Consider the following 21557-nt stretch of genomic DNA (forward strand, 5'->3'; position numbering starts at 1 on the left):
GCCGCCGGGGGCCGCACCGAGGCCGGCGGTCCCCGCGTTGCCGCCGTGGCCGCCGGCGCCGCCTTTGCCGTCGGTCGAGATGCCGCCTGCGCCGCCGGTGCCGCCCTGGGCGTTTTGGGTTGAGGTGGTGTGGGTGATGGTGGCGTTGCCGCCTAGGCCGCCTGCGCCGCCGTCCCCGGTGCCGCCGGTGTTGCCGGCGGCGCCGTTGCCGGCGGTAGCCGCACCGAGGCCGGAGTTGACCGCGTCACCGCCGTTGCCGCCGACGCCGCCGTCGGTGGTTCCGGTGCCCGCGGCGCCACCGACGGCGCCGACCGCGTCCAGGGTGGAGGTGGAGTCGAGGACCTGGGCACTGCCGCCGATGCCGCCATTGCCGCCGGCCCCGTCGGTGCCCTGCCCGCCGGCGCCGGCCGCCCCGGCCACGGCGGCCCCGGCGCCGGTGCTAGTCGCGGTGCCGCCGTTTCCGCCGTTACCGCCACTGGCACCGTCGGTGCCCTGCCCGCCCGCACCGGCAATCGCTTGCCCGCTACCCGCGGTAGAGGCGTTGCCGCCGTTACCGCCGCTACCACCATTGCCGTCAGCCCCGCCACCGGCCCCGGCACCACGAGCCCCGCCGTTACCACCCTGGCCGCCCTGGGTATCGATGTCACTGGCCGTGGTCGCGTTTCCGCCGTTGCCGCCCGTCCCGCCGTTACCGCCGACCCCGGTCCCGATAGCGTCACCGCCGGCCCCGCCCTGGCCACCGTTGCCCGCGTTACCGCCGCCGGTTCCGAAACCCTCGGCGCCAGCCAACGCCGGCCCGGCGAACCAGCCGCTGCGTCCGGCCGCCCCCCCGGCCCCGCCACTGCCGGTACCGGCGTCACCGCCGTTGCCGCCCTTACCGCCGTTGCCGCCGTCATCCCCGCTACCGGTGCCGTCGTTGGTCCACCCGGCCCCACCAGCGCCGCCGTTACCGGCGTTACCGCCACCACCGCCGCCGTTGCCGCCGTTACCGCCCTTGCCGAACAGCAACCCCCCGGCTCCGCCGTCACCGCCGCGGCCCCCGGCCCCGCTGCCGCCGTCGCCGCCGTCAGTGCCATCGGTGCCATCTGGATTAGCCGCGGTGCCCGGAGTCCCGGCGACACCATCGGCGCCGTCGGCCCCGCCGCCCCCGCCGTCACCGCCGTTGCCGCCGGCACCGAGAAAGAAGCCCCCGTTACCACCGTTGCCGCCGCCACCGGCCCCGCCGGTGCCGCCGTTGCCGCCGTCACCGAAAACAAAACCTGCGTTACCGCCGTTACCGCCAGTACCGCTACCGGCACCCGCGTCGCCGCCGGCGCCACCGGCGCCCAACAGCCACGCACTACCCCCGGCCCCCCCGCTACCGCCGGCCCCCGCACCGCCCCCGGCCCCACCATCGCCATAGAAGAACCCGCCTCTGCCACCCACACCACCGTGGCCGCCGTTGCCCTGAAGGGCCCCGGCGCCACCGGCACCACCGGACCCCAGCAGACCGGCGTTACCGCCGTTACCGCCGAACGTGCCGGCCCCACCGGCACCCCCTTGGCCGTACAGCCAGCCCGCGTTACCACCGGCACCCCCGGCCCCACCCACACCCCCGGCACCCCCGGCCCCGCCCCGGCCGATCAGGCTCGCCGCACCCCCGGCACCCCCGGCCGCACCGGCGGCGGTCTGGGAATACCCGTCACCCCCATCGCCATACAGCCAGCCCCCCGCCTGCCCGTTCACACTGCCTGCGGTCCCATCGGCGCCATCACCGATCAACGGCCGCCCGGTATAGGTCACAAACGGGTCATTGATCGGCGCGAGAATCTGCTCGGCCATCGACTCCGCCGACAACGCCTCCGCACCCGAATACAACGCCCCCGCACCCGCCAGCGAGGCAACAAACTGCTGCTGAAACCCCGCCACCTGCGCGGCCACACCCTGATACGCCAGCCCAAACTCCCCGAACACCGCCGCCACCGCCGCCGACACCTCATCAGCCCCCGCGACAGCCAGACCCGTCGTCGCCGACGCCGCAGCGGCACTAGCCTCATCGAGTGCCGCACCGATACCCGCCACCTGCGCGGCCGCAGCAGCCAACACATCAGCGGAAACAACAGCGTAGGACATGATCGGTTTTATCCTTGGAGGTCGCACGGCACAACCAACAGGCTGCAGATGTCGGTTTACGGCAAGTATCGCCCAGAAACTGCGTCCGAAGTAGGACTTCTGCGAATTTCACAGGCTTTTGGCAGGAAACTGTCACGGATCTTCTACTGTCAGTCGATGGCCGCCATCGGATTCGCCGGCAGAACCCGCAGGACCCGCCGGCGATCATCTGAGCCACCCACCGACCTCGATCACGAAGTCGGGGTAGTTGAGCTGCGGTGGCACCGGGACCGCGCCGCAGCTGTTGCGCGGCCGCCTCCGGGGAGCCCGTAAGCTGCCAGGTGATGACTACCACCCGCGCTGAACACAGCTTCGACGGGATCGGCGGCGTGCGCATCGTCTACGACGTGTGGACGCCGGATGTGCCTTCTCGCGCGGTGGTGGTGCTGGCCCACGGCTTCGGCGAGCACGCCCGCCGCTACGACCATGTCGCCAAGCGGCTGGGAGAGGCCGGGCTGATCACCTACGCCCTCGATCACCGCGGCCACGGCCGTTCGGGCGGCAAGCGGGTGTTGGTCAAGGACATCTCGGAGTTCACCGGCGACCTCGACACGGTGATGGGCATCGCCGCCCGGGAGAATCCGGGATGCAAGCGCATCGTGCTCGGGCACAGCATGGGTGGTGCGATCGCCTTCGCCTACGGTGTCGAGCGCCCGGACAACTACGACCTGATGGTGTTGTCGGCGCCAGCGGTCGCCGCGCAGGACATGGTGCCCGGGGTGGTGGCGGTGGCCGCCAAGGTGCTCGGCGTGGTGGCACCCGGCCTGCCGGTGCAGGCTCTGGACTTCAACGCCATTTCACGCGATCCCGAGGTGGTGGCGGCCTACAACACCGACCCGCTAGTGTATCACGGGAAGGTGCCGGCCGGCATCGGCCGGGTGTTGCTGCACGTGGGCCAGACGATGCCGCAGCGGGCGCCGGCGTTGACCTCGCCGCTGCTGGTCGTGCACGGTACCGGTGACACGCTGGTCCCCATCGAGGGCAGTCGGCGGCTGGCCGAGTGCGTCGGCTCGGCAGATGTGGAACTCAAGGAGTACCCGGGGCTGTATCACGAGGTGCTCAACGAGCCCGAACAGGATCGGGTGCTCAACCAGATGATTTCGTGGATGAACCTGCGGCTGTGAAGTACCCGGCGTGGATCGAACCGGACATGTCGTACCGCTGCGTTAGTTTGGCGGCATGACCGACGACAAGATGCTGTCCCGTATTTCGGCACTGCTACGCCAGGCCGAGGGCACCGACAACCCTCACGAAGCTGACGCCTTCCTAAGTGCCGCCCAGCGGTTGGCGACGGCCGCGTCCATCGACTTGGCGGTGGCGCGTTCCCATTCGGCGACCCGGTCGCCCGCGCAGGCCCCCACCCAGCGCACCATCACCATCGGCACGGCGGGCACCCGAGGGCTGCGCACCTATGTGCAGCTGTTCGTGCTGATCGCCTCGGCGAACGACGTGCGCTGCGACATCGCGACGAATTCGGCGTTCCTGTATGCCTACGGGTTCGCCGAGGACATCGACGCAGCACATGCGCTCTACGCCAGCCTGGTTGTGCAGATGGTCCGGGCCTCGGATGCCTACCTGGCCACCGGTGCCCATCGGCCGACGCCGACGATCACCGCCAGGCTCAATTTCCAGCTCGCCTTCGGGGCCCGGGTAGGCCAGCGGCTGGCCGAGGCCCGTGAGCAGGCCAGGCAGGAAGTGTCCCGGGATCGTGAGCGTGCGCCGGGCACCGCTATCGCTTTGCGGAACAAGGAACTCGAGCTCACCGACTACTACCGCCGCGCCTCGAAGGCCCGGGGAACCTGGCGGGCCAGTAGGGCGTCGGCGGGATATTCGTCGGCGGCCCGACACGCGGGTGATCGGGCTGGGCGACGGGCGCGACTCGGCCACAGTCCTGAGTTGCCGGGGTCGCGGACCGCGCTGGGGCGGTGATCGAGGGGACTTCGGCCGCCGGCTCGTCCATTAGGGATGCCCAGCGGGCAAAGGTATATGCCGCCGAGGCATTCGTCCGGACGGTGTTCAACCGTGCCGCCGAGCACGGGATGCGCAGTGTGGAGTTCTTCGGCACGCAGCTGACGCTGCCCCCGGAGGGCCGGTTCGCGTCGGTCGAGTCGGTGCGCCGCTATGTCGACGACGTGCTCGCTTTGCCGATGGTGTGCAGGCAGTGGCCCGGGACCGCGCCCCTGCGGGTGCGGGCTCGGCGTGGGGCTACCGCTGCGCACTATGAATACCGCGACGGTGTGGGGACGATCGCGGTGCCGGACCGGGATGCCGCCGGGTGGGCGTTGCGCGAATTGGTGGTGTTGCACGAGCTGGCACACCATCTATGTTCGGTGCTGCCGCCGCACGGCCCGGACTTTGTATCGACGATGTGCACACTGACGGCGTTGGTGATGGGCCCCGAGGCGGGCTATGTGCTGCGGGTGGTGTATGCGAAGGAGGGGGTGCGGTGAGGTTGCGCCCGGGGGAATGGCGGATTGGGGTTTGGTGACGGGCGCGTGGCGGCGAGAGGCCTGCCACGCAGCTGGTTGGCCACACGCTCGGGCGAGGCGCTACCCACCCGAGCGTGCGGCCAATGCCGCCTAGACTACTTGACGGGCGTCAAGTCGTCGCCGCAGGTGCAGCGGTAAGCCTGGCTTGCTCCCGAGCAGTGGCACGGGACCTCGATGCGAACGCGGCAGCCGCAGCCTTCGTGGCCACAGCTCAGGACGGTTCCGGCTTCGTGAGTGGTCATTCGAATAACACCTCCAACTTGTTGGGGCCGACGCCCCGTGGATACCTGCACCACAGACTATACCCCATAGGGGTACACAGTAAAGGGGTTCTTTCGTGTCCGCTGGATGTGAATCCGGGAACCGTGAACGCTGCGGGCTGTCCGAGGCCGTGGCGTGGAGGGTTGGGCCACGACCACCCCTGGGTCCAGAGGTGCGATGTGTGCAGAGGTGCCCGAGGCCGTGGCGTTGAGGGTTCACAGTCAACGCCAACGATTCACGTCCAACGGCTGGAATGCGGCTGATGCAGAGCTCGCTCGACCGGGCGTGGCCGCTCGACCGGATCCCGGGGCTCCCGGGTGGCGCCGCCGACTACCCGCAGACCGCGCCGTTGGCGGCCGACCCGACCAGTTTGACGTATTTGGCCAGCACCCCGGTCTTGTAGCGCGACGGCGGGGGAGTGAACCCGACCTGGCGCGCCTCGAATTCGCCGGGGTCGACCAGGACGTCGAGACTCTGATGAGCCACGTCCAACCGGATCCGGTCGCCGTCGTGCAGGAACGCGATCGGCCCGGCATCGACGGCCTCCGGGGCGATGTGGCCCACACACAGGCCGGTCGTTCCACCGGAGAACCGGCCGTCGGTCAACAACAACACGTCCTTGCCCAGCCCGGCGCCCTTGATGGCGCCGGTGATAGCCAGCATCTCGCGCATCCCCGGGCCACCCTTGGGGCCCTCGTAGCGGATCACCACCGCATCGCCGTTGGTGATGGTGCCGTCCTCCAGGGCGTCGAGCGCGGCCCGTTCGCCGTCGAACACCCTGGCGGTGCCCTCGAAAACGTCCGAATCGAAACCGGCCGACTTGACCACCGCTCCCTGCGGCGCCAGCGACCCGCGCAGGATGGTGATGCCGCCGGTGGGGTGGATCGGGTTGTCCAACGCGCGCAGCACCTTGCCGTCCGGGTCGGGCGGGGCGACATCCGCCAGATTCTCCGCGACGGTTGCGCCGGTCACCGTCAGGCATTCGCCGTGCAGCAGGCCCGCATCCAGCAGCGCCTTCATGATCACCGGCACCCCGCCGATGTGATCGACATCCGACATCACGTGCTGGCCGAAGGGTTTGACGTCGGCCAGGTGCGGCACCCGCGCGCCGAGCCTGCTGAAGTCGTCCAGCGACAACTCGACTTCGGCTTCGTGGGCGATGGCCAGCAGATGCAGCACCGCGTTGGTGGAGCCGCCGAACGCCATCACCACCGCGATCGCGTTCTCGAAGGCCTCCTTGGTCAGGATGTCCCGGGCGGTGATGCCGCGGCGCAGCAACTCCACGACCGCTTGACCGCTGCGCCGGGCGAACCCGTCCCGGCGCCGGTCGGTCGCCGGCGGTGCGGCGCTGCCCGGCAGTGACATGCCCAGGGCCTCGGCGGCGCTGGCCATGGTGTTGGCGGTGTACATGCCGCCGCAGGCGCCCTCCCCGGGGCAGATCGCGCGTTCGATGGCGTCGACGTCGTCGCGGCTCATCAACCCGCGCGAGCAGGCGCCGACGGCCTCGAACGCGTCGATGATGGTGACCTCGCGCTCGCTGCCGTCGGACAGCTTGGCCACTCCCGGCAGGATCGATCCGGCGTAGAGGAACACCGAAGCCAGGTCGAGCCGGGCGGCGGCCATCAGCATCCCGGGCAGCGACTTGTCGCATCCGGCCAGCAGCACCGATCCGTCCAGGCGCTCGGCCTGCATCACGGTTTCGACGCTGTCGGCGATCACCTCCCGCGACACCAGGGAGAAGTGCATGCCCTCGTGGCCCATGGAGATGCCGTCGGAAACCGAGATGGTGCCGAACTCCAGCGGGTAGCCGCCGGCGGCGAACACGCCTTCCTTCACCGCCTTGGCGAGCCGGTCTAGGGGGAGGTTGCACGGGGTGATCTCGTTCCAGGAAGAGGCCACCCCGATCTGGGCCTTGGCGAAATCTTCGTCGCCCATCCCCACGGCTCGCAGCATGCCGCGGGCGGCGGCTTTCTCCAGGCCGTCGGTGACGTCACGGCTGCGGGGCTTGATGTCGGCGTGATCGCTGGCTGAGGGCATCGTGCAAGTATGCGGTTGGGGCGGCACCGCGCCAAAATCCGGTGACATATGGCCGATATACCCCACTAGGGTATACAATGGCCTACCATGCGAGACGCCCCGTTCGCCCCGCCGGTTTGGGAGGGTAGCCACAGATGACCGCTGCACACGAAACGACCGCGCCACACGAAACGGCGCCGCACGCGCCGGCGCCACCGCACGGATACGCGGAGCAGAAGGACAATCACGCAAAGCGGCTGCGACGCATCGAGGGCCAGGTGCGCGGCATCGCGCGCATGATCGAAGAGGACAAGTACTGCATCGACGTCCTCACCCAGATCAGCGCCGCCAACAGCGCCCTGCGGTCGGTCGCGCTGAACCTGCTCGACGAGCACCTGAGCCATTGCGTCACAAGGGCGGTGGCCGACGGCGGCCCCGAGGCCGACGAGAAGCTGGCAGAGGCCTCGGCTGCGATCGCCCGCCTCGTTCGTTCCTGACCTGCCGTGTTGGGCGGTGGTGCCGCATGCGGCCGCGCCCGGCTTGCGTACGGTGAATGCAGCGTGATCGTCTCGGCGGGCCAGCCGGTGGTCGCGCCGCCACAACACCATGACTGCCGAACCTGGAACCGTCGTCACCGGTACGCGAACGTGGACACCACGGGTCGCGGTTCAGTTGACGGTGCTGGCCTCGGCGGCCTTCATCTACGTCACCGCCGAGCTGTTCCCGGTCGGGGCGCTGTCGGCGATGACGAAAGATCTTGGCGTCGACGACTTCTGGGTGGGGACGCTGGTGTCCTCCTACGCTCTGGTCGCCATGCTGACCACGGTTCCGCTGGTGCGCTGGACCGCACACTGGCCGCGCCGGCGGGCCCTGCTGGTGAGCCTGGCGTGCCTGACGACCTCGCAGCTGATCTCGGCACTGGCGCCCAACCTCGCCGTGCTGGTCGGCGGCCGGGTGCTGTGCGCGGTCACTCACGGTCTGCTGCTGTCGGTGATCGCACCGATGGCCACCCGTCTGGTGCCACCGAGTCACGCCGGGCGGGCGACCATGTCGATCTATATCGGCACCAGCCTCACCCTGGTGGTCGGCAGCCCGCTGACAGCAGCCCTGAGCCTGATCGGCAGCTGGCGGATGGCCGTGGCATGTATCACCGCCGCGGCCGCCGCAGTCGCCGTGGCCGCCCGGCTGCTGCTGCCCGAGATGGCACTCAGTGACGACCAATTGCGGCACGTCGGCCGGCGGTCGACCCATCACCGCAACCGGGAGCTGATCCTGATCAGCCTGATCACCATGGTCGGCGTCACCGGCCACTTCGTGTCCTACACCTACATCGAGCGGATCATCCACGAGGTCGTCGGCGTGAACGGACCCAACGTCGCCTGGGTGCTGGCCGCCTACGGCACCGCCGGAATGCTGGCCCTGGTGGTGGTGGCGCGGCCACTCGACCGCCGACCCAAGGGGGCGATCATCTCCTGCATGGCCGGGCTGACGACTGCCTTTGCGCTACTGGGCGCCATTGCCCCCGAAGGGCGGCACTCGGCGGTGACGGCATCGGTGATGGCGACCTGCGCCATCGTGCTGTGGGGCGCCATGGCCACCCCGCTGCCGCCGATGCTGCAGGCTGCGGCGATGCGACACGGCGCCGACGACCCCGACGGCGCCTCGGGGATGTACGTGACGGCATTCCAGGTGGGCATCATGGGCGGCCCGCTGGCGGGCGGCCTGCTGCTGGAACGCGGCGGCGTGGCGATGATGCTGACCGCCTCGGCGGCTTTGATGGGGGCGGCGCTGCTGGCGATGACCGGTATCCGCCGCATCGTGGATGCGCCGGGGCAGGCGGCCGCGGGTCGTTCGCGAGCGTAACGGGGCTGCGATTTCACGCCCCGGATTTCGCAGTGGCGTTACGCTCGCGAGTAAGCGACCGTGCCCGAAGTCCGGCGGGGCCCGCGGGACCGCCGGCAGGCCAATCTCACAGGACGGCTGACACCGCAGGTCAACCGCGTGAATTCGGCACGGCGACGGGCGTGGCGACCTCGCGGGAAGGCCCGTCACGAGCCGCGCTGTGCCACACTGGTGTGGAATTGGTAATCGGAGGGAAACGACAATGCTGCGCTGGCCGGGAGGCATGTCCAGGGGAAGCCTGGTCGCCGCTCTCAACGCGCTCGGCGTAGCCGCGGTGCTGGTGGTCGGAGCCGGGCCGGCTTCGGCGGACCCGGACAATGTGCCCGTCGACCCGGGCGCCGTCATCGACCCGGTCCACCAGCCGCCGCCCGACCCGTTCGCACCGCCGCCCGAACCGTTTGCCGCTCCGCCGCCGCCCGACCCGTTCGGGCAGCCGGGCTTCCCGCCGGCAGTGCCGTTTGCGGACGGCCCCGCCCCGCCCGGGCAGGACAACACCCCGTTCGTCGGCGAACCGCCCTTCCGGCCGCCCTCGTTCAACCCGGTCAACGGCGCCATGGTGGGGGTGGCGAAACCGATCATCATCAACTTCGCGGTGCCGATCGGCGACCGCCAGCTGGCCCAACAAGCCATCCACATCTCGTCGATCCCGCCGGTGGCGGGCAAGTTCTACTGGATGACCCCCAGTCAGGTGCGCTGGCGGCCGCTGCAGTTCTGGCCGCCCAACACCGCGGTCAACATCGACGCCGCCGGCACCAGGTCGAGCTTCCGCACCGGCGATTCATTGATCGCGACCGCCGACGACGCCACCCACCAGATGACGATCACCCGCAACGGTACCGTGGTGCAGACGTTCCCGATTTCGATGGGCATGGCCGCCGGTGGTCACCAGACGGCCAACGGCACCTACTACGTGCTGGAGAAGATGCCCACGGTGGTCATGGACTCCTCGACCTACGGGGTGCCGATCAACTCGACCTACGGCTACAAGGTGACGGTCAAGGATGCGGTGCGCATCGACAACAGCGGCAACTTCGTCCACGGCGCCCCCTGGTCGGTGGCAGACCAGGGCAAACGCGACGTCAGCCACGGCTGCATCAACCTGAGCCCGGCCAATGCGAAATGGTTCTTCGACAACTTCGGCAGCGGCGACCCAGTGGTGGTGAAGAACTCCGTGGGCATCTACAACAAGCCCGACGGCGCCCAGGACTGGCAGATCTGACCCGCCTGGGTTCCAGGCGCGCCCCCGGTGGTCTCAATTCCAGATGCGCACCCGGCTGCCCGGGTCCAGGAACAGCTCGTCGTCGGCGGTGACGTCGAACGCCCGATAGAACTCGTCGACGTTGCGCACCACGCCGTTGCAGCGAAACTCCGGCGGTGAGTGCGGGTCCACCGCCAGGCGCCGGATCGCCTCGGCGTCCCGGGATTTCGTCCGCCACACCTGGGCCCAGCCGAAGAACACCCGCTGCACGCCGGAAAGGCCGTCGATGGCCGGCGCCGCCCGGCCGTCCAGCGACAACCGGTAAGCCTGCAGGGCAATCGACAACCCGCCCAGGTCTCCGATGTTCTCGCCGACGGTGAAGGCGCCGTTGACGTGGTGGCCGCCGTCGAGTCCGCGTGGCGCGTACGCCTCGTACTGCTCGATCAGCATCTTGGTGCGGGCGGCGAACTCGGCGCGGTCGTCGTCGGTCCACCAGTCGACCAGGTTGCCGTCGCCGTCGTACTTGGAGCCCTGATCGTCGAAGCCGTGCCCGATTTCGTGTCCGATCACCGCGCCGATACCGCCGTAGTTGGCGGCGTCGTCGGATTCGGCGTCGAAGAACGGCGGCTGCAGGATCGCCGCGGGGAAGACGATCTCGTTCATGCCCGGGTTGTAATAGGCGTTGACGGTCTGGGGTGTCATGAACCATTCGTCCCGGTCGACCTCGCCGCCGAGCTTGGCCAGTTCGCGGTCGTGGTTGACCGCGTAGCCGCGCCGGAAATTGCCGTAGAGGTCGTCGCGGTCGATGAGCAGCGCGGAATAGTCCCGCCACGCGGCGGGATAACCCACTTTGGCGGTGAACTTGGCCAGCTTGGCCAGCGCGCGTTCCCGGGTCTGCGGAGTCATCCAGTCCAGTTCACCGATGCTGATCCGGTAGGCCTCCCGCAGGTTGTCCACCAGGGCATCGATCCGCGCCTTGGCGTCGGGCGGAAAGTGCTTGTCCACGTAGAGTTTTCCGACGGCGTCGCCCATCAAGGTCTCCACCAGGGCGACCGCGCGCTTCCAGCGGTCCCGGATCGTTTCCGTGCCGGTCAGCCGGCGGCCGTAGAAGTCGAAGTCGGCATCGACGAGTTCCTTGGTCATCCAGGGGGCCCGGGCGCGGATCAGGCGCCAGCGCGCCCAGTTCTTCCAGTCTTCGAGGTCGCCGTCGCGCCACAACTGCGCGAAAGACGACAGGTAATCCGGCTGGCGCACAATGAGTTCCGCAAGAGTGGTCGGCGTAGCGCCCAGCTCGGCGGCCCAGCCGGCCCAGTCGAAGCCCGCGCCCTCGGTCTGCACGTCGGCCAACGTGCGCAGGTTGTAAGACAATTCGGCGTCGCGGCGTTTGACCACGTCCCAGTGGGCGGCGGCCAATTTGCTTTCCAGGGTGACGATGCGGGCCGCGGTACCGGCGTGGTCGCCGCCGAACACCAGGCCGAACATGGTGGCGATGTGGCCCGGATAAGCCGCCAGCACCTCGGCGTGCTGCTCGTCGCGGTAGTAGGACTCGTCGGGTAGGCCGATACCCGATTGGCTGAAGTGCACCAGGTAGCGGCTGGAGTCCTTGGAGTCGGTGTCGACGTAGATTCCCACACCGCCGCCGACGCCGGTGCGCTGCAACGCCCCGAGTGCGGCGGCCAGCGAATCGTGGTCGGCGGCGTCGTCGATGCCGGCGAGTTCGTCATGCAGCGGCTGCAGTCCGCGCCGCTCGAGGGCGTCCTCGTCGAGGAAGCTCGCGTACAGGTCGCCGATGCGCTGTTCGTCGGTGCCCGGTGCCGCCTGGCTCCGGCCGGCCTCGTCGATGAGGTCGCGCACCTGTTCCTCGGCGCGGTCGAACAGCGTGCGGAAGGCGCCGTCTGTCGCACGGTCGGCGGGGATGACGTAGTCGCGCAGCCACCGGCCGTTCACGTGGCCGAAGAGGTCGTCTTGGGGGCGGGCCGCGGTGTCGACGTGGCTCAGGTCGATTCCCGAGCGGATGGCCTCTGCTGTCACCCCGCCATCCTTGCATCCGCGTGCGGGTGCGACGATCGGGCCATGGCTGACCAGCATGACACCGACACCCCGGCGGACAGCGAAGCGACCGCACCCCAAGAGCCGGAAAACACCAGCGCGGCTCCGGACGCCGACGAAGGCGGCGTGTTCTCCGGCTATGGCATCGCCTCGGCGGTGCTGGGACTCGTCTGCGTCGCGGCACTGGTTTTCGGGGGGCTCATCTGGACCACCCACCGTCACGACTCCGGTGAACGCGTCTACCTGTCCCGGGTGATGGCGGCGGCCGCCGAATGGGCGGACGTGCTGATCAATATGAACACCGAAAACATCGATGCCAGCCTGCAACGCCTGCAGGACGGCACCGTCGGCCAACTGAACACCGACTTCGAGGCCACCATGCAGCCGTACAAGCAGGTGGTGGACAAGCTGCAAGCCCACAGCACCGGCCAGATCCAGGCCGTGGCGATCGACACGTTGCGCCGCGACCTCGATAGCGTGCCGGGATCCCCGCGAACCGTGGTGACCACCGAGCTGCCCGCGTTCGCCACCCGGACCGATTCGGTGATGCTGGTGGCGACGTCGATCGCCGAGAAGGCCGGCGCCAAGCCTCAGACGGTGCACTGGAACCTGCGCCTGGACGTCTCGGACGTGGACGGCAACCTGATGATCTCCCACCTGGAGTCGATCCGATGAGAAACGTGTGGCGGCTTGCGGTTTTCGACATCCTGGCGCCGCTGGCGGTTTTCGCCGCACTGGCCGGCATCGGGGGGGTGCTCGCCTGGCCGCGGTGGTGGGTGGCCGTCGCCGCCGCGCTGGCGGTGCTGGTCCTTGAGGGCATGATCGTCAACTTCTGGCTGTTGCGCCGCGACGCGGTCACCGTCGGGACCGATGACGACGGTCCGGTGCTGCGCCTGGCGGTGACGTGCCTGGCCGCCGTTGCCCTGTGCGCGGCGGTGGCGATCGGATACACCCACTGGACCACCGAGGACAACGGCTTCAAACGGGACTCGACCGAGGTCGTGCAGGTTGCCACCAGCGTCGCCGAGGCGGTTGCGTCGTTCTCGCCCGCGGATCCCGGAGCGTCGGCCGATCGCGCCGCCTCGATGATGGTGAGCGAGCGGGCGGACAAGTTCAAAGAGGAGTACACCAAGTCCAGCGCCGATTTGCTGGCCCGCAAGGTCACCGCCGAGGCGGCCACGCTGGCGGCCGGCGTCGAGGCTCTCGGGCCGTCGGTTGCCAGTGTCGCGGTGATCCTGCGGGTCACCCAGACCGTGCCGGGCGAGCCCCCGAGCCGGGCCGCACCCGCCGTGCGGGTGACACTGACCAAGCGGGGCAACGACTGGCTGGCCCAGGACGTGACGCCGATCGGCGCCCGCTGAGCGGCGTCAGGCCGAACCGTTAGGCCGGACCGTCGGACCGCTCGTTCTCGGCCCGCGTGCAACGGTCGGCCAGCCTGCGCATCCGGATCATCAGCGGGGCCGGCGGGCTGACGGTTCCGTCTAGGTAGGCGGCGATGTCTTCGGCGGTGACCCCGATGCGGGAGGCGAATTCCCGCTGCCCCAGGCCCGAGCGGTCCATCAGCAGCCGCACGTGCCGGGCGACTTCGGCGCGTTCGCCGGCCTCCAGGTGGGTCCGGGCGCGTTGCAGCAGCTCCCGCATGGCGTTGGCGATCCCGGTGGGGCGGGTCGCAGCCAGGACCTCCTCGACCTGGCGGGCGGTGCGACCGTAGGGGTCGCGCATGAGTGCGGCGGCTATGCGCCTCCAGGTGGCAATGTCGCCGCCGGTGTCACTGGCGCTGTCACTACCCAGCAGTGCGGCACGGATGGCGGAGGTGGGCCATGCTTCGACCGGCGCGGCGGTATCGGCGTCGCCAGCCGCGCCCGGCCCTTGCTCGCCAGCCAACCCGTCACCTCGCCTGTTCCAGCATCGCCACCGCCACCGACAGGCAGCGCTGCCGGATTTCCTCCCAGTGTGCCCTAGCCTCCGGTTCGGCAGACCCCTCGTCGAGGTCGCACGGCCGCGGATCGGCCAGCCGGCGCACGAGTCGCGTCACCATCGGCTCCTGCGGTGACGACGGGCCGGGCGGCCGAGAACCGTAGTGGCCGTCCATGCCGGCCAGCATCGCCGCCGCCGTCCCGGATTCCACGGCATCCACCGCATCCACGACGGCAGCGAAGTCGGCGTAGTCGCGGCTGCGGTTGCGGCTCACGATGAGATAACTCGCGCGACGCAGCCTTTCGGCGCCGGACCGGCGTCGGGGGCGCTTACCGACGTCGACGTCAAGCACCCGTCGGTCGACGTCGACCGACGGCAGCACCCGGTCCAGCCAGCCCGGCATCCACCAGTTGCCCCTGGCGAACATCGCCATCAGTGCCGGCACCAGCACCAGCCGCACCACGGTGGCGTCGACGGCGATCGCAACCGCACATGCCAGCCCGATCTCGGCGACCAGCGGCATGCCCGCGAAGGCGAAGCCGCAGAACACCGCGATCATGATCATCGCCGCACTGGTGATGGTGCGCGCACTGGTGCTGACACCGTAGGCCACCGCGTCGCGGGTGTCGCCGGTCCGCAGGAAACGTTCGCGAATCCGGGTGAGCAGGAAGATCTCGTAGTCCATGGACAAGCCGAACGTCATCGCCAACACCAGCGGCGGCACAGTGCTGTCTATCGACGTCAGGTGCGGGAATCCGAGCTGTTGCAGCCAGCCCCACTGGAAGACCATCACCAGGCTTCCGTAGGCGGCCGCGACCGACAACAGCGTCATCAACACACCCTTGAGTGCCAGCAGCACCGAGTGCACCGAGACCAGCAGCATCAGGAAGGCGATCAGCGCCACGAAACCCAGCACCAGCGGCTGGGTGTCGGCAACCCGGTCGTCGAAGTCCTTGATCAACGCGGTCGCCCCGCCGACGTCGACGTGCGCGTCCCCGGCGGCAGCAGGCAACTGCGAGCGCATCCAGTCGACGGTGTGCCGGGCGCGTAGGTCTTCGGGGTCCACCGACAACACCGCCGCCAACAGGGCACTCTTGTCGTCGTCGGCGATCTCCGGCGGTGCAACCGACACGACCGCCGGCGCCTGCGTCATTCGCTGACGGACCGCCTCGACGGCCGCCGTGTGATCCGGGGAAGACACGTCACCGCCGGGGAACTCCACCAGGACCTGAACGGGCCCCAGCGCGCCGGGGCCGAGTGCCTGCGCGGCCGCCGCCATGCCCGCCCGGATCTCGTGGGAGGAATCGAACTGTCGCAGCAGGCTGTTGCCCAGCACCATCGACGTCGCGGGCAGGGCCATCAGCAGCAGAACGGCCGAAGCCGCGATCGCCGAGATCCAGGGGCGGCGCATCACCGCGTTGACCCAGCGCGTCCAGAACGGCGACACCGTGCTGTCCGAGTGTGGCGACCACTGCAACAGGGGCGATCGCCTGGCGGCGGCCCTGGAGAAGCCGGCCAGAAACGCCGGGGTCAGGGTGGCCGAGGTGAGCATGGCGACCGCGACCGCCAGGATCGCGCCGGTGGCCATCGACCTCAGCGCCGGGGTGCCGATCAGGTAGATGCCGGTCAGCGAGGCGACAACGGTCATTCCGGACAACACCACCGCCAGCCCCGAGGTGACCATTGCCGCGTCCACGGCCTGCGGTGGGCGGCGGCCGGTGCGCAGTTCCTCCCGGTAGCGCATCAGGATGAACAGCGAATAGTCGACGGCCAGCGCGATACCGAACATCGACACCGTCGACGTCACGAACACTGACATGGTGGTGTGCATGGACAGCAGGTAGACGATCCCCATGGTGACCACGACCGTGCAGACACCGAGTGCCAGCGGGATCGCCGCGGCGGCCAGTGAACCGAATACCGCCAGCAGCACGATCAGGATGATCGGCAGGTTCCACTGTTCGGCCTTGGCGATGTCGTGCTTGGTGTTGGCCGCGGCGGCTGCGCTGATCGCGCCCTGCCCGATGACATAGAGGTGAACGCGCCCGTTGTCGATCTGGCCGGCGCGGTCGCCGTCGACGCCGATGCGCTTGCGGAGCTTCTTGGCGACGTCGCTGGTGCCGGGATTGCGCGCGTCCAGGTGCAGCATCACCACGTAGGGCCGGTCGGGCTGGGGCGGTCGCTGGGTGGGAGTGGGCGCCTCCGTCACACCGGGCAGCTCACCGGCGATCCGTCTCATCTCGGCTACCGCGTCGGTGATGTCGGGATACGTGGCGTCGGCGCGCGGGACGGCCACCAGCGCCAGCGGGGAGGCACCGAGCTCGGGGTACTGGGCGACGAGCTGGTCGTGCACTGTCAGCGACTGTGAGCCGGCGACTTCGAAGCCGCCGCCGGTGAGGTGGCCGGACTGCGTCATCGCCAGGTACACCGCTGGGGCCAGCGCGAGCAGCCAGCTGGTGAAGACGAACCAGCGGAATCTGCGCAGGTTGCGGCTGAGTCGCATCATGAACTGCTGGATCGTTCGACTCCCGTATTTGCGGTGCATGGCGCGCCCGCGAAATCCTCGCGGCCGAGGTCAGCCTACGCGGGCCGGTAGCCCACTTTCCCCGTTGACTCTGCGCTGGTGGTGCAACCTACTCGTACTTTTGCGCCACTGGTGCAGAGTCAGTGGAGGAGACACTGCGTCACTGGTGCAGAGTCAACGGCGGAAATCGACGGTAGAAAATTCCTTGGGTGGGTACCATCTACCTATGGCGCTGAACATCAAGGACCCCGAGGTGGACCGGCTCGCTGCGGAGCTTGCGGCCCGCCTGCGCACCACCAAGACCGCTGCCATCAGGCACGCCCTGCGCGGTCAGCTGACACAACTGGATTCCGCGGCCGAAGACCGACGAGCCCGATTGCTCGAAATCATGCACACCGAGATCTGGCCCTTGCTCAGCGATCGCGACCCGATAACCAAGCAGGAGCGTGCCGAGATCCTTGGCTACGACCCCGTAACCGGGGTCTGAGTCACTCCGATGATGATCGACACCAGCGCCATCGTGGCGTTGATCCAAGACGAAAAGCCACACACCACCGACGTCACGACCGCACTGGCGCAGGCTGCCCGACCGATGATGTCCGCGCCGACGGTCGCCGAATGCCTGATCGTGCTCACCGCGCGCCACGGACCGGTGGCACGCACGATCTTCGAACGACTCAAGAGCGAAATCGACATCGATGTGCGCCCCTTCACCGGGGAACATGCCGTCGAAGCACAGCGCGCTTTCCTGGCCTACGGAAAAGGCCGCCACCCCGCGGGCCTCAACTTCGGGGATTGCATGACCTACGCCGCCGCGCGCGTCAGCCGCGCTCCACTATTGGCCGTCGGCAACGACTTCACCCAAACAGATCTGGAGTTCAACGGGGTCGTCGGCCATTGGCCCACGTAGGCGGTCCCCGTTGGCTCTGCGCTGGTGGCGCAGAAGTGCGAGTGGGGGGCGCCCTGGGTGCAGGGTGAACGTACAGGGGGCTGGGCCGCCCCGTTGATTCTGCGCTGGTGGCGCAAAAGTGCGAGTAGGCGGCGCCCTGCGTGCAGAGTCAGCGGTGAGAGGCGGCGTCCCAGGCGTGCCGTACCCGCTGGATGACGTCGGCGGGCTGGTGGCGGGCCACCACCCTGATGACGGTCCAGCCGGCGCGGCGGAGGTAGTCCAATCGGTCGATGTCCCACACATATTGGGCCGGGTTGGTCCAATGCTGCTCGCCGTCGTATTCGACGGCCAGCATGATGGCCTCCCAGCCCATGTCGAGGTAGTACCGCGGAGAACCATCGGGCCCATACACCGGGATCTGGGTTTGCGGTGGGGTGAACCCCGCGTCGATGAGCAACAGCCGCAGCCAGGTTTCCTTTGGCGATTGGGCACCGGCATCGACGAGGTGCAGCACGGCCTCCAATCGGCGCAGCCCCCTGGTGTGACGATGCTTGCCGGCAAGTTCTTCGACGTTGCGCACCTTGAAGTGGGTGGCCCCAGCGAGGTCGTCGAGCCTGGGGACTGCGCGGCCCCTGCCCCCGCGCCTGCCGATGTCGAAGGCGGTGCGCTCCGGGGTGGTCACCGTGAGGCCGTGCAGGGTTTGGGATTCGCCGTCGAGCAGTAAATCGTCGCGTGTCACCACGCCCCGCGGGGCTCTGGCATTGGGCCAGATCAGTTCGATCGGCGTCTCGTCGTCGACCCACCTGGCCCCATGCAGCGCGGCGGCCGCCGAACCGGCGATCACCGCCTGCCGGCGCGACCACAGCCAGGCGGCGAACGTTCGTTGCCGCAGCGACGGCTCGACCCGCTTGTCGAGGTAGACGTTGGGCATGATCGCGCGGTAGTACCGGCGCAGCTCATAGCGGGTGAGGTGGCCACCGGCGAGCGCTTCGCTGCCGATGAACGGTTCCTCCTCCTGCCCTATCTCCAGCCCCATGGCCGTTCATGGTGGCAGCCGGCGCCCATACCGCAAGTCACTCTGCGCTGAGGGCGCAATCACCCCCGTTGACTCTGCGCTGGTGGCGCAGAAGTGCGAGTGGGGGGCGCCCTCAGTGCAGGGTCAACGGGGGTGATTGCGCCATGGGCGCAGAGTCAACGGGCGGCGGGTAGGCGCTGAGTCCCGGGACCCGGATTCGCGGGTCGGTGGGCGTGTCGTCGGAGGAGGTGGCGGCCCTGTCGGTGCGGAACATGAAGAAGAACACCACCCAGCCGATCGCCGCGATGAACAACCAACTTGTCAGCCGGTAGATCAGCATCGCGGTGATGGCGTCGGGCAGCGTCATCCCCGCCGATACCAGCCCGGGTACCAGCACGGCCTCAACGATCAGCAGGCCCCCGGGCATCAGCGGAATGGTGCCGACGGCCCTGGCCGCCGCGTAGGCAACCGTGAGCCCGGCGATGGACGCATGGTCGCCGGCGGCATAGGCGGCAAAGCCGAGGCAGGCCACGTCGGCGACCCAGTTGAACAGCGACCAACCGAACGCCACGGAGAGATCGCGGCGGCCCAGGCTGACCGATTCGAGTTGCATTAGGATCTCGCGCCACTTGGCCACCCCGGTGATCGCCGGCTTGCCGCGCAGCGAATTCACCCAGGACAGCACCTTGGTCCCGATACCCTCGATCAATTCCGGCCGCGAGGCCACCGCCTGGGCGAGCAGCAGCAACGCGATGAATCCGCCGAGGGTGAACAGCAGCGAGAACGGGCTGTTCTTGGCGCCCAGGAAGAACGCGCCGCCCAACCCGAGCACCGCCAGCCCCACTGCCTGCAGCACACCCGACATCACCAGCTGCCACGACGCCACCACTGTCGAGGCACCCCAGATGCGTTGCTGGCGCAGCAGGAACGTCGCCGAGAGCACCGGCCCGCCCGGCAGTGTGGTGCTCAGCGAGTTGGCCGCGTAGAACGCCGCCTCCGAACGCAACTGCTGGACGTGCACACCCGCCGACTTGAGCAGTGTGCGCTGGATCTGTGCGAAGCTGTGCATGGACGCGGCCGCGGCGAGCATTGCCGCCGCCAGCCACCACCACTTGGCCCGGTACAGGCTCATCCAGGCATTGGTCAGCTGATCCCGGGCCAGCGAAATCTCCACGGCAAGCACGACCGCCACGGCGCCCAGGACCACCCAGCGCACCCACCAGTACTTGCCGCGCGGGTTTGCCCCTGTGCTTCCCGGGAGTGTTCCCAAGGGTGGTACCGCAAGATTGCGGGCCGCAGCGTCGTAGGCCATCGGATCAGGGTAGCTGCGCAGGTAGCGATGTTAGCCAGCTGATTTGCACACCGTTTCAGGGTCGTAACCAGATCGTGCCGCCGGTGTTTGCCGAACCCGGGCCCGGGCACGGTTTAGGCTTGCCGGGTGGTGACGAATTTCGACGACGATTCGGTGAGCCCGCTGGTTCGCAAAGTCGCGGCTTGGTCATGGCGGCTGCTGGTGATCGTGGCTGCCGCGGTCGCACTGCTGTGGGTTGTCAGCAAGCTGGAGATCATCGTCGTTCCGGTGCTGTTGGCGCTGATGTTCAGTGCGCTGCTGGTGCCGGTGGTGGACTGGGCCGCCAAGCGGCACGTGCCCCGGGGTCTCGCGGTCGCGGTGGTCCTGCTCAGCGGCTTCGCCGTCCTGGGCGGGCTGTTGGCGTTCGTGATCAGCGAATTCGTCATCGGATTGCCGGAGCTGGCAACCCATATCGAGCACAGCATCGACTCCACCCGCAGCTGGCTGATCGACGGGCCCCCGCACCTGAGTCGCGAACAGATCGAGAACGCCGGCAACGCCGCGATCGAGGCGATCCACAACAATCAGGCGAAGTTGACCACCGGAGCGTTGTCGACGGCGGCCACCGTCACCGAGTTGGTTACCGCGGCGGTACTGGTGCTGTTCACCCTGATCTTCTTCCTCTACGGAGGCCGCGACATCTGGAGGTATGTCACCAGGATCATCCCGGCCCACGTGCGCGAGCGGGTGGACCCGGCCGGCCGGGCCGGTTACCGGGCGCTGACGGGCTATGTCCGGGCGACGTTCCTGGTCGCGCTCACCGATGCGGCCGGGGTCGGCGTCGGGCTGGCGATCATGGGTGTGCCGCTGGCGCTGCCGCTGGCCTCACTGGTGTTCCTGGGCGCCTTCATCCCGCTGATCGGTGCCCTGGTCTCCGGGCTGCTGGCCGTTGTCGTCGCTCTGCTGGCCAAGGGCGTGATCTACGCGCTGCTCACGCTCGGACTGCTCATCCTGGTCAACCAACTCGAAGCGCATGTGCTGCAGCCGTTGGTGATGGGCCGGGCGGTGTCGATCCATCCGCTGGCGGTGGTGCTGTCCATTGCCGCGGGCGGTGTGCTGGCCGGGATCGTCGGCGCATTGCTGGCCGTGCCGTCGGTGGCCTTCATGAACAATGCGATGAAGGTGTTGCTGGCCGAGGATCCCCAGGAGATTCCCGACGAGGATCTGGTGCCGGAGGCTGACGCCGGGCGGTGACGGAGCCGGACTGGATCCGGCGGCCTTCGCGCCGTAGCCCGATTGGATCCGCCTGGCCTTCGCGCCATAGCCGGACTAGATCCGGCGGCCTTCGCGCCGTAGCAGATCCTGCGCGGATACGCCGCCGCCACCGGTGCGGCGCCGGCGTCCGGTGTCCGTGGTGGGCTTGCCCTGGGACTCCTGCGTTCCCTTCGCCCCCTGCTGTTCCGACGCCCCCTGCTGTCCCGGTGGCACCTGTGTTCCCTTCGGCCCCTGTGCGCTGAGTTTCTCGGTAGCCGGCTCGGCGTCGCCCTTCTTGACGCGCTGCGCCGGTAGGGCGACGGTCTTGTCCTCGGAGTCGGCAGCGGGGGAGGGTTTGCCCGCGGGGCGGCCGGGGGTGCCCGCGGCGGGGATCTTTTTCGTCTCGGCGGCCGAAGCATCCGGCGTCGGGCCCAACAGCTGGGCCGCTGTGAGTCGTGTGGTCGGTGGTTCCGTGGACGGTCCGCCGGGTTGGCCGGCAGCGCGGCCCGCCGCGGCCGGGGGAGCCGGGCCCAGAAATGAGGTCTCATTGGCTGAGCCTCGCGTGCCGTACCTATGGTGCCAGAGGAGAAGAATTGAGGAA

Annotated in this window: 19 protein-coding genes and 1 pseudogene; 11 read left to right on the forward strand and 9 right to left on the reverse strand. The window is 69.0% G+C overall.

Going from position 1 to position 21557, the window contains the following annotated elements:
* Positions 1-2112 (reverse strand): PE family protein (locus tag ACK5M9_RS12690; protein ID WP_416893526.1); only part of this gene is annotated, 2112 nt, incomplete at its 3' end.
* A gap of 323 nt (positions 2113-2435) precedes the next feature.
* On the opposite strand from ACK5M9_RS12690, the gene ACK5M9_RS12695 reads away from it, so the two are divergent.
* The 3 genes from ACK5M9_RS12695 to ACK5M9_RS12705 are packed head-to-tail and all read left to right on the forward strand — an operon-like array spanning position 2436 to position 4601.
* Positions 2436-3275, forward strand: a complete 840-nt coding sequence (locus tag ACK5M9_RS12695) for a lysophospholipase (RefSeq protein ID WP_416893527.1) — start codon at positions 2436-2438, stop codon at positions 3273-3275.
* Positions 3276-3330: 55 nt separating this feature from the next.
* Positions 3331-4080 carry a DUF2786 domain-containing protein gene (locus ACK5M9_RS12700; RefSeq protein ID WP_416893528.1) on the forward strand — a complete coding sequence of 250 codons (750 nt, stop codon included), beginning with the start codon at positions 3331-3333 and terminating at the stop codon, positions 4078-4080.
* Between the two features lie 29 nt (positions 4081-4109).
* A complete protein-coding gene (locus tag ACK5M9_RS12705; RefSeq protein ID WP_416893543.1) occupies positions 4110-4601 on the forward strand; it encodes a TIGR04338 family metallohydrolase in 492 nt (163 codons plus the stop codon).
* Between the two features lie 134 nt (positions 4602-4735).
* Here the strand turns inward: ACK5M9_RS12705 and ACK5M9_RS12710 are convergent, their stop codons facing one another.
* Together ACK5M9_RS12710 and ilvD are read right to left on the reverse strand one after the other, a co-directional pair.
* The gene (locus tag ACK5M9_RS12710) at positions 4736-4882 is read right to left on the reverse strand and encodes a metallothionein (protein WP_416893529.1); all 147 of its coding nucleotides are present in this window, start codon (positions 4880-4882) and stop codon (positions 4736-4738) included.
* 349 nt (positions 4883-5231) lie between these two features.
* On the reverse strand, positions 5232-6938 hold the full coding sequence (gene ilvD / locus ACK5M9_RS12715; RefSeq protein WP_416893530.1) for a dihydroxy-acid dehydratase: 1707 nt from the start codon (positions 6936-6938) through the stop codon (positions 5232-5234).
* A 134-nt stretch (positions 6939-7072) separates the two neighbouring features.
* Between ilvD and ACK5M9_RS12720 the strand changes: the two genes are divergently transcribed.
* The 3 genes from ACK5M9_RS12720 (at position 7073) to ACK5M9_RS12730 (ending at position 10038) form a co-directional block, all read left to right on the forward strand.
* Positions 7073-7414: a metal-sensitive transcriptional regulator gene (locus tag ACK5M9_RS12720; protein ID WP_416893531.1), complete on the forward strand. Its 342-nt coding sequence runs from the start codon at positions 7073-7075 to the stop codon at positions 7412-7414.
* 109 nt (positions 7415-7523) lie between these two features.
* Positions 7524-8780 carry an MFS transporter gene (locus tag ACK5M9_RS12725; RefSeq protein WP_416893532.1) on the forward strand — a complete coding sequence of 419 codons (1257 nt, stop codon included), beginning with the start codon at positions 7524-7526 and terminating at the stop codon, positions 8778-8780.
* 241 nt (positions 8781-9021) lie between these two features.
* The gene (locus tag ACK5M9_RS12730) at positions 9022-10038 is read left to right on the forward strand and encodes a L,D-transpeptidase (protein WP_416893533.1); all 1017 of its coding nucleotides are present in this window, start codon (positions 9022-9024) and stop codon (positions 10036-10038) included.
* A gap of 33 nt (positions 10039-10071) precedes the next feature.
* Here ACK5M9_RS12730 and ACK5M9_RS12735 read toward each other — a convergent pair whose 3' ends face one another.
* The gene (locus tag ACK5M9_RS12735; RefSeq protein ID WP_416893534.1) at positions 10072-12048 is read right to left on the reverse strand and encodes a M13 family metallopeptidase; all 1977 of its coding nucleotides are present in this window, start codon (positions 12046-12048) and stop codon (positions 10072-10074) included.
* 42 nt (positions 12049-12090) lie between these two features.
* Between ACK5M9_RS12735 and ACK5M9_RS12740 the strand changes: the two genes are divergently transcribed.
* Both ACK5M9_RS12740 and ACK5M9_RS12745 read left to right on the forward strand, forming a co-directional pair.
* Positions 12091-12741 (forward strand): hypothetical protein, encoded by a 651-nt coding sequence (locus ACK5M9_RS12740; RefSeq protein WP_416893535.1) that lies wholly within the window; start codon positions 12091-12093, stop codon positions 12739-12741.
* Positions 12738-13427: a hypothetical protein gene (locus ACK5M9_RS12745; protein WP_416893536.1), complete on the forward strand. Its 690-nt coding sequence runs from the start codon at positions 12738-12740 to the stop codon at positions 13425-13427. Before ACK5M9_RS12740 ends, ACK5M9_RS12745 begins: the two co-directional genes overlap by 4 nt.
* Positions 13428-13446: 19 nt before the next feature.
* Here the strand turns inward: ACK5M9_RS12745 and ACK5M9_RS12750 are convergent, their stop codons facing one another.
* A complete protein-coding gene (locus ACK5M9_RS12750) occupies positions 13447-13950 on the reverse strand; it encodes a helix-turn-helix domain-containing protein (protein ID WP_416893537.1) in 504 nt (167 codons plus the stop codon).
* A 4-nt stretch (positions 13951-13954) separates the two neighbouring features.
* A complete protein-coding gene (locus ACK5M9_RS12755; RefSeq protein WP_416893544.1) occupies positions 13955-16489 on the reverse strand; it encodes an MMPL family transporter in 2535 nt (844 codons plus the stop codon).
* A gap of 244 nt (positions 16490-16733) precedes the next feature.
* Between ACK5M9_RS12755 and ACK5M9_RS12760 the strand changes: the two genes are divergently transcribed.
* Both ACK5M9_RS12760 and ACK5M9_RS12765 read left to right on the forward strand, forming a co-directional pair.
* Positions 16734-16994 carry a type II toxin-antitoxin system VapB family antitoxin gene (locus tag ACK5M9_RS12760; protein ID WP_416893538.1) on the forward strand — a complete coding sequence of 87 codons (261 nt, stop codon included), beginning with the start codon at positions 16734-16736 and terminating at the stop codon, positions 16992-16994.
* Between the two features lie 9 nt (positions 16995-17003).
* Positions 17004-17417 carry a type II toxin-antitoxin system VapC family toxin gene (locus ACK5M9_RS12765; RefSeq protein ID WP_416893539.1) on the forward strand — a complete coding sequence of 138 codons (414 nt, stop codon included), beginning with the start codon at positions 17004-17006 and terminating at the stop codon, positions 17415-17417.
* A 148-nt stretch (positions 17418-17565) separates the two neighbouring features.
* Here ACK5M9_RS12765 and ACK5M9_RS12770 read toward each other — a convergent pair whose 3' ends face one another.
* Together ACK5M9_RS12770 and ACK5M9_RS12775 are read right to left on the reverse strand one after the other, a co-directional pair.
* On the reverse strand, positions 17566-18432 hold the full coding sequence (locus ACK5M9_RS12770) for an endonuclease domain-containing protein (RefSeq protein WP_416893540.1): 867 nt from the start codon (positions 18430-18432) through the stop codon (positions 17566-17568).
* Positions 18433-18544: 112 nt separating this feature from the next.
* Positions 18545-19723 (reverse strand): lysylphosphatidylglycerol synthase transmembrane domain-containing protein, encoded by a 1179-nt coding sequence (locus ACK5M9_RS12775; RefSeq protein WP_416893541.1) that lies wholly within the window; start codon positions 19721-19723, stop codon positions 18545-18547.
* Positions 19724-19849: 126 nt separating this feature from the next.
* On the opposite strand from ACK5M9_RS12775, the gene ACK5M9_RS12780 reads away from it, so the two are divergent.
* The gene (locus ACK5M9_RS12780) at positions 19850-20956 is read left to right on the forward strand and encodes an AI-2E family transporter (protein ID WP_416893542.1); all 1107 of its coding nucleotides are present in this window, start codon (positions 19850-19852) and stop codon (positions 20954-20956) included.
* A gap of 75 nt (positions 20957-21031) precedes the next feature.
* On the opposite strand, the pseudogene ACK5M9_RS12785 reads toward ACK5M9_RS12780, so the two are convergent.
* Positions 21032-21557 (reverse strand): annotated as a pseudogene (locus ACK5M9_RS12785) (hypothetical protein); the annotation flags it as partial.

Origin of the sequence: Mycobacterium sp. (assembly GCF_047975165.1) — a bacterium.
GTDB lineage: Bacteria > Actinomycetota > Actinomycetes > Mycobacteriales > Mycobacteriaceae > Mycobacterium.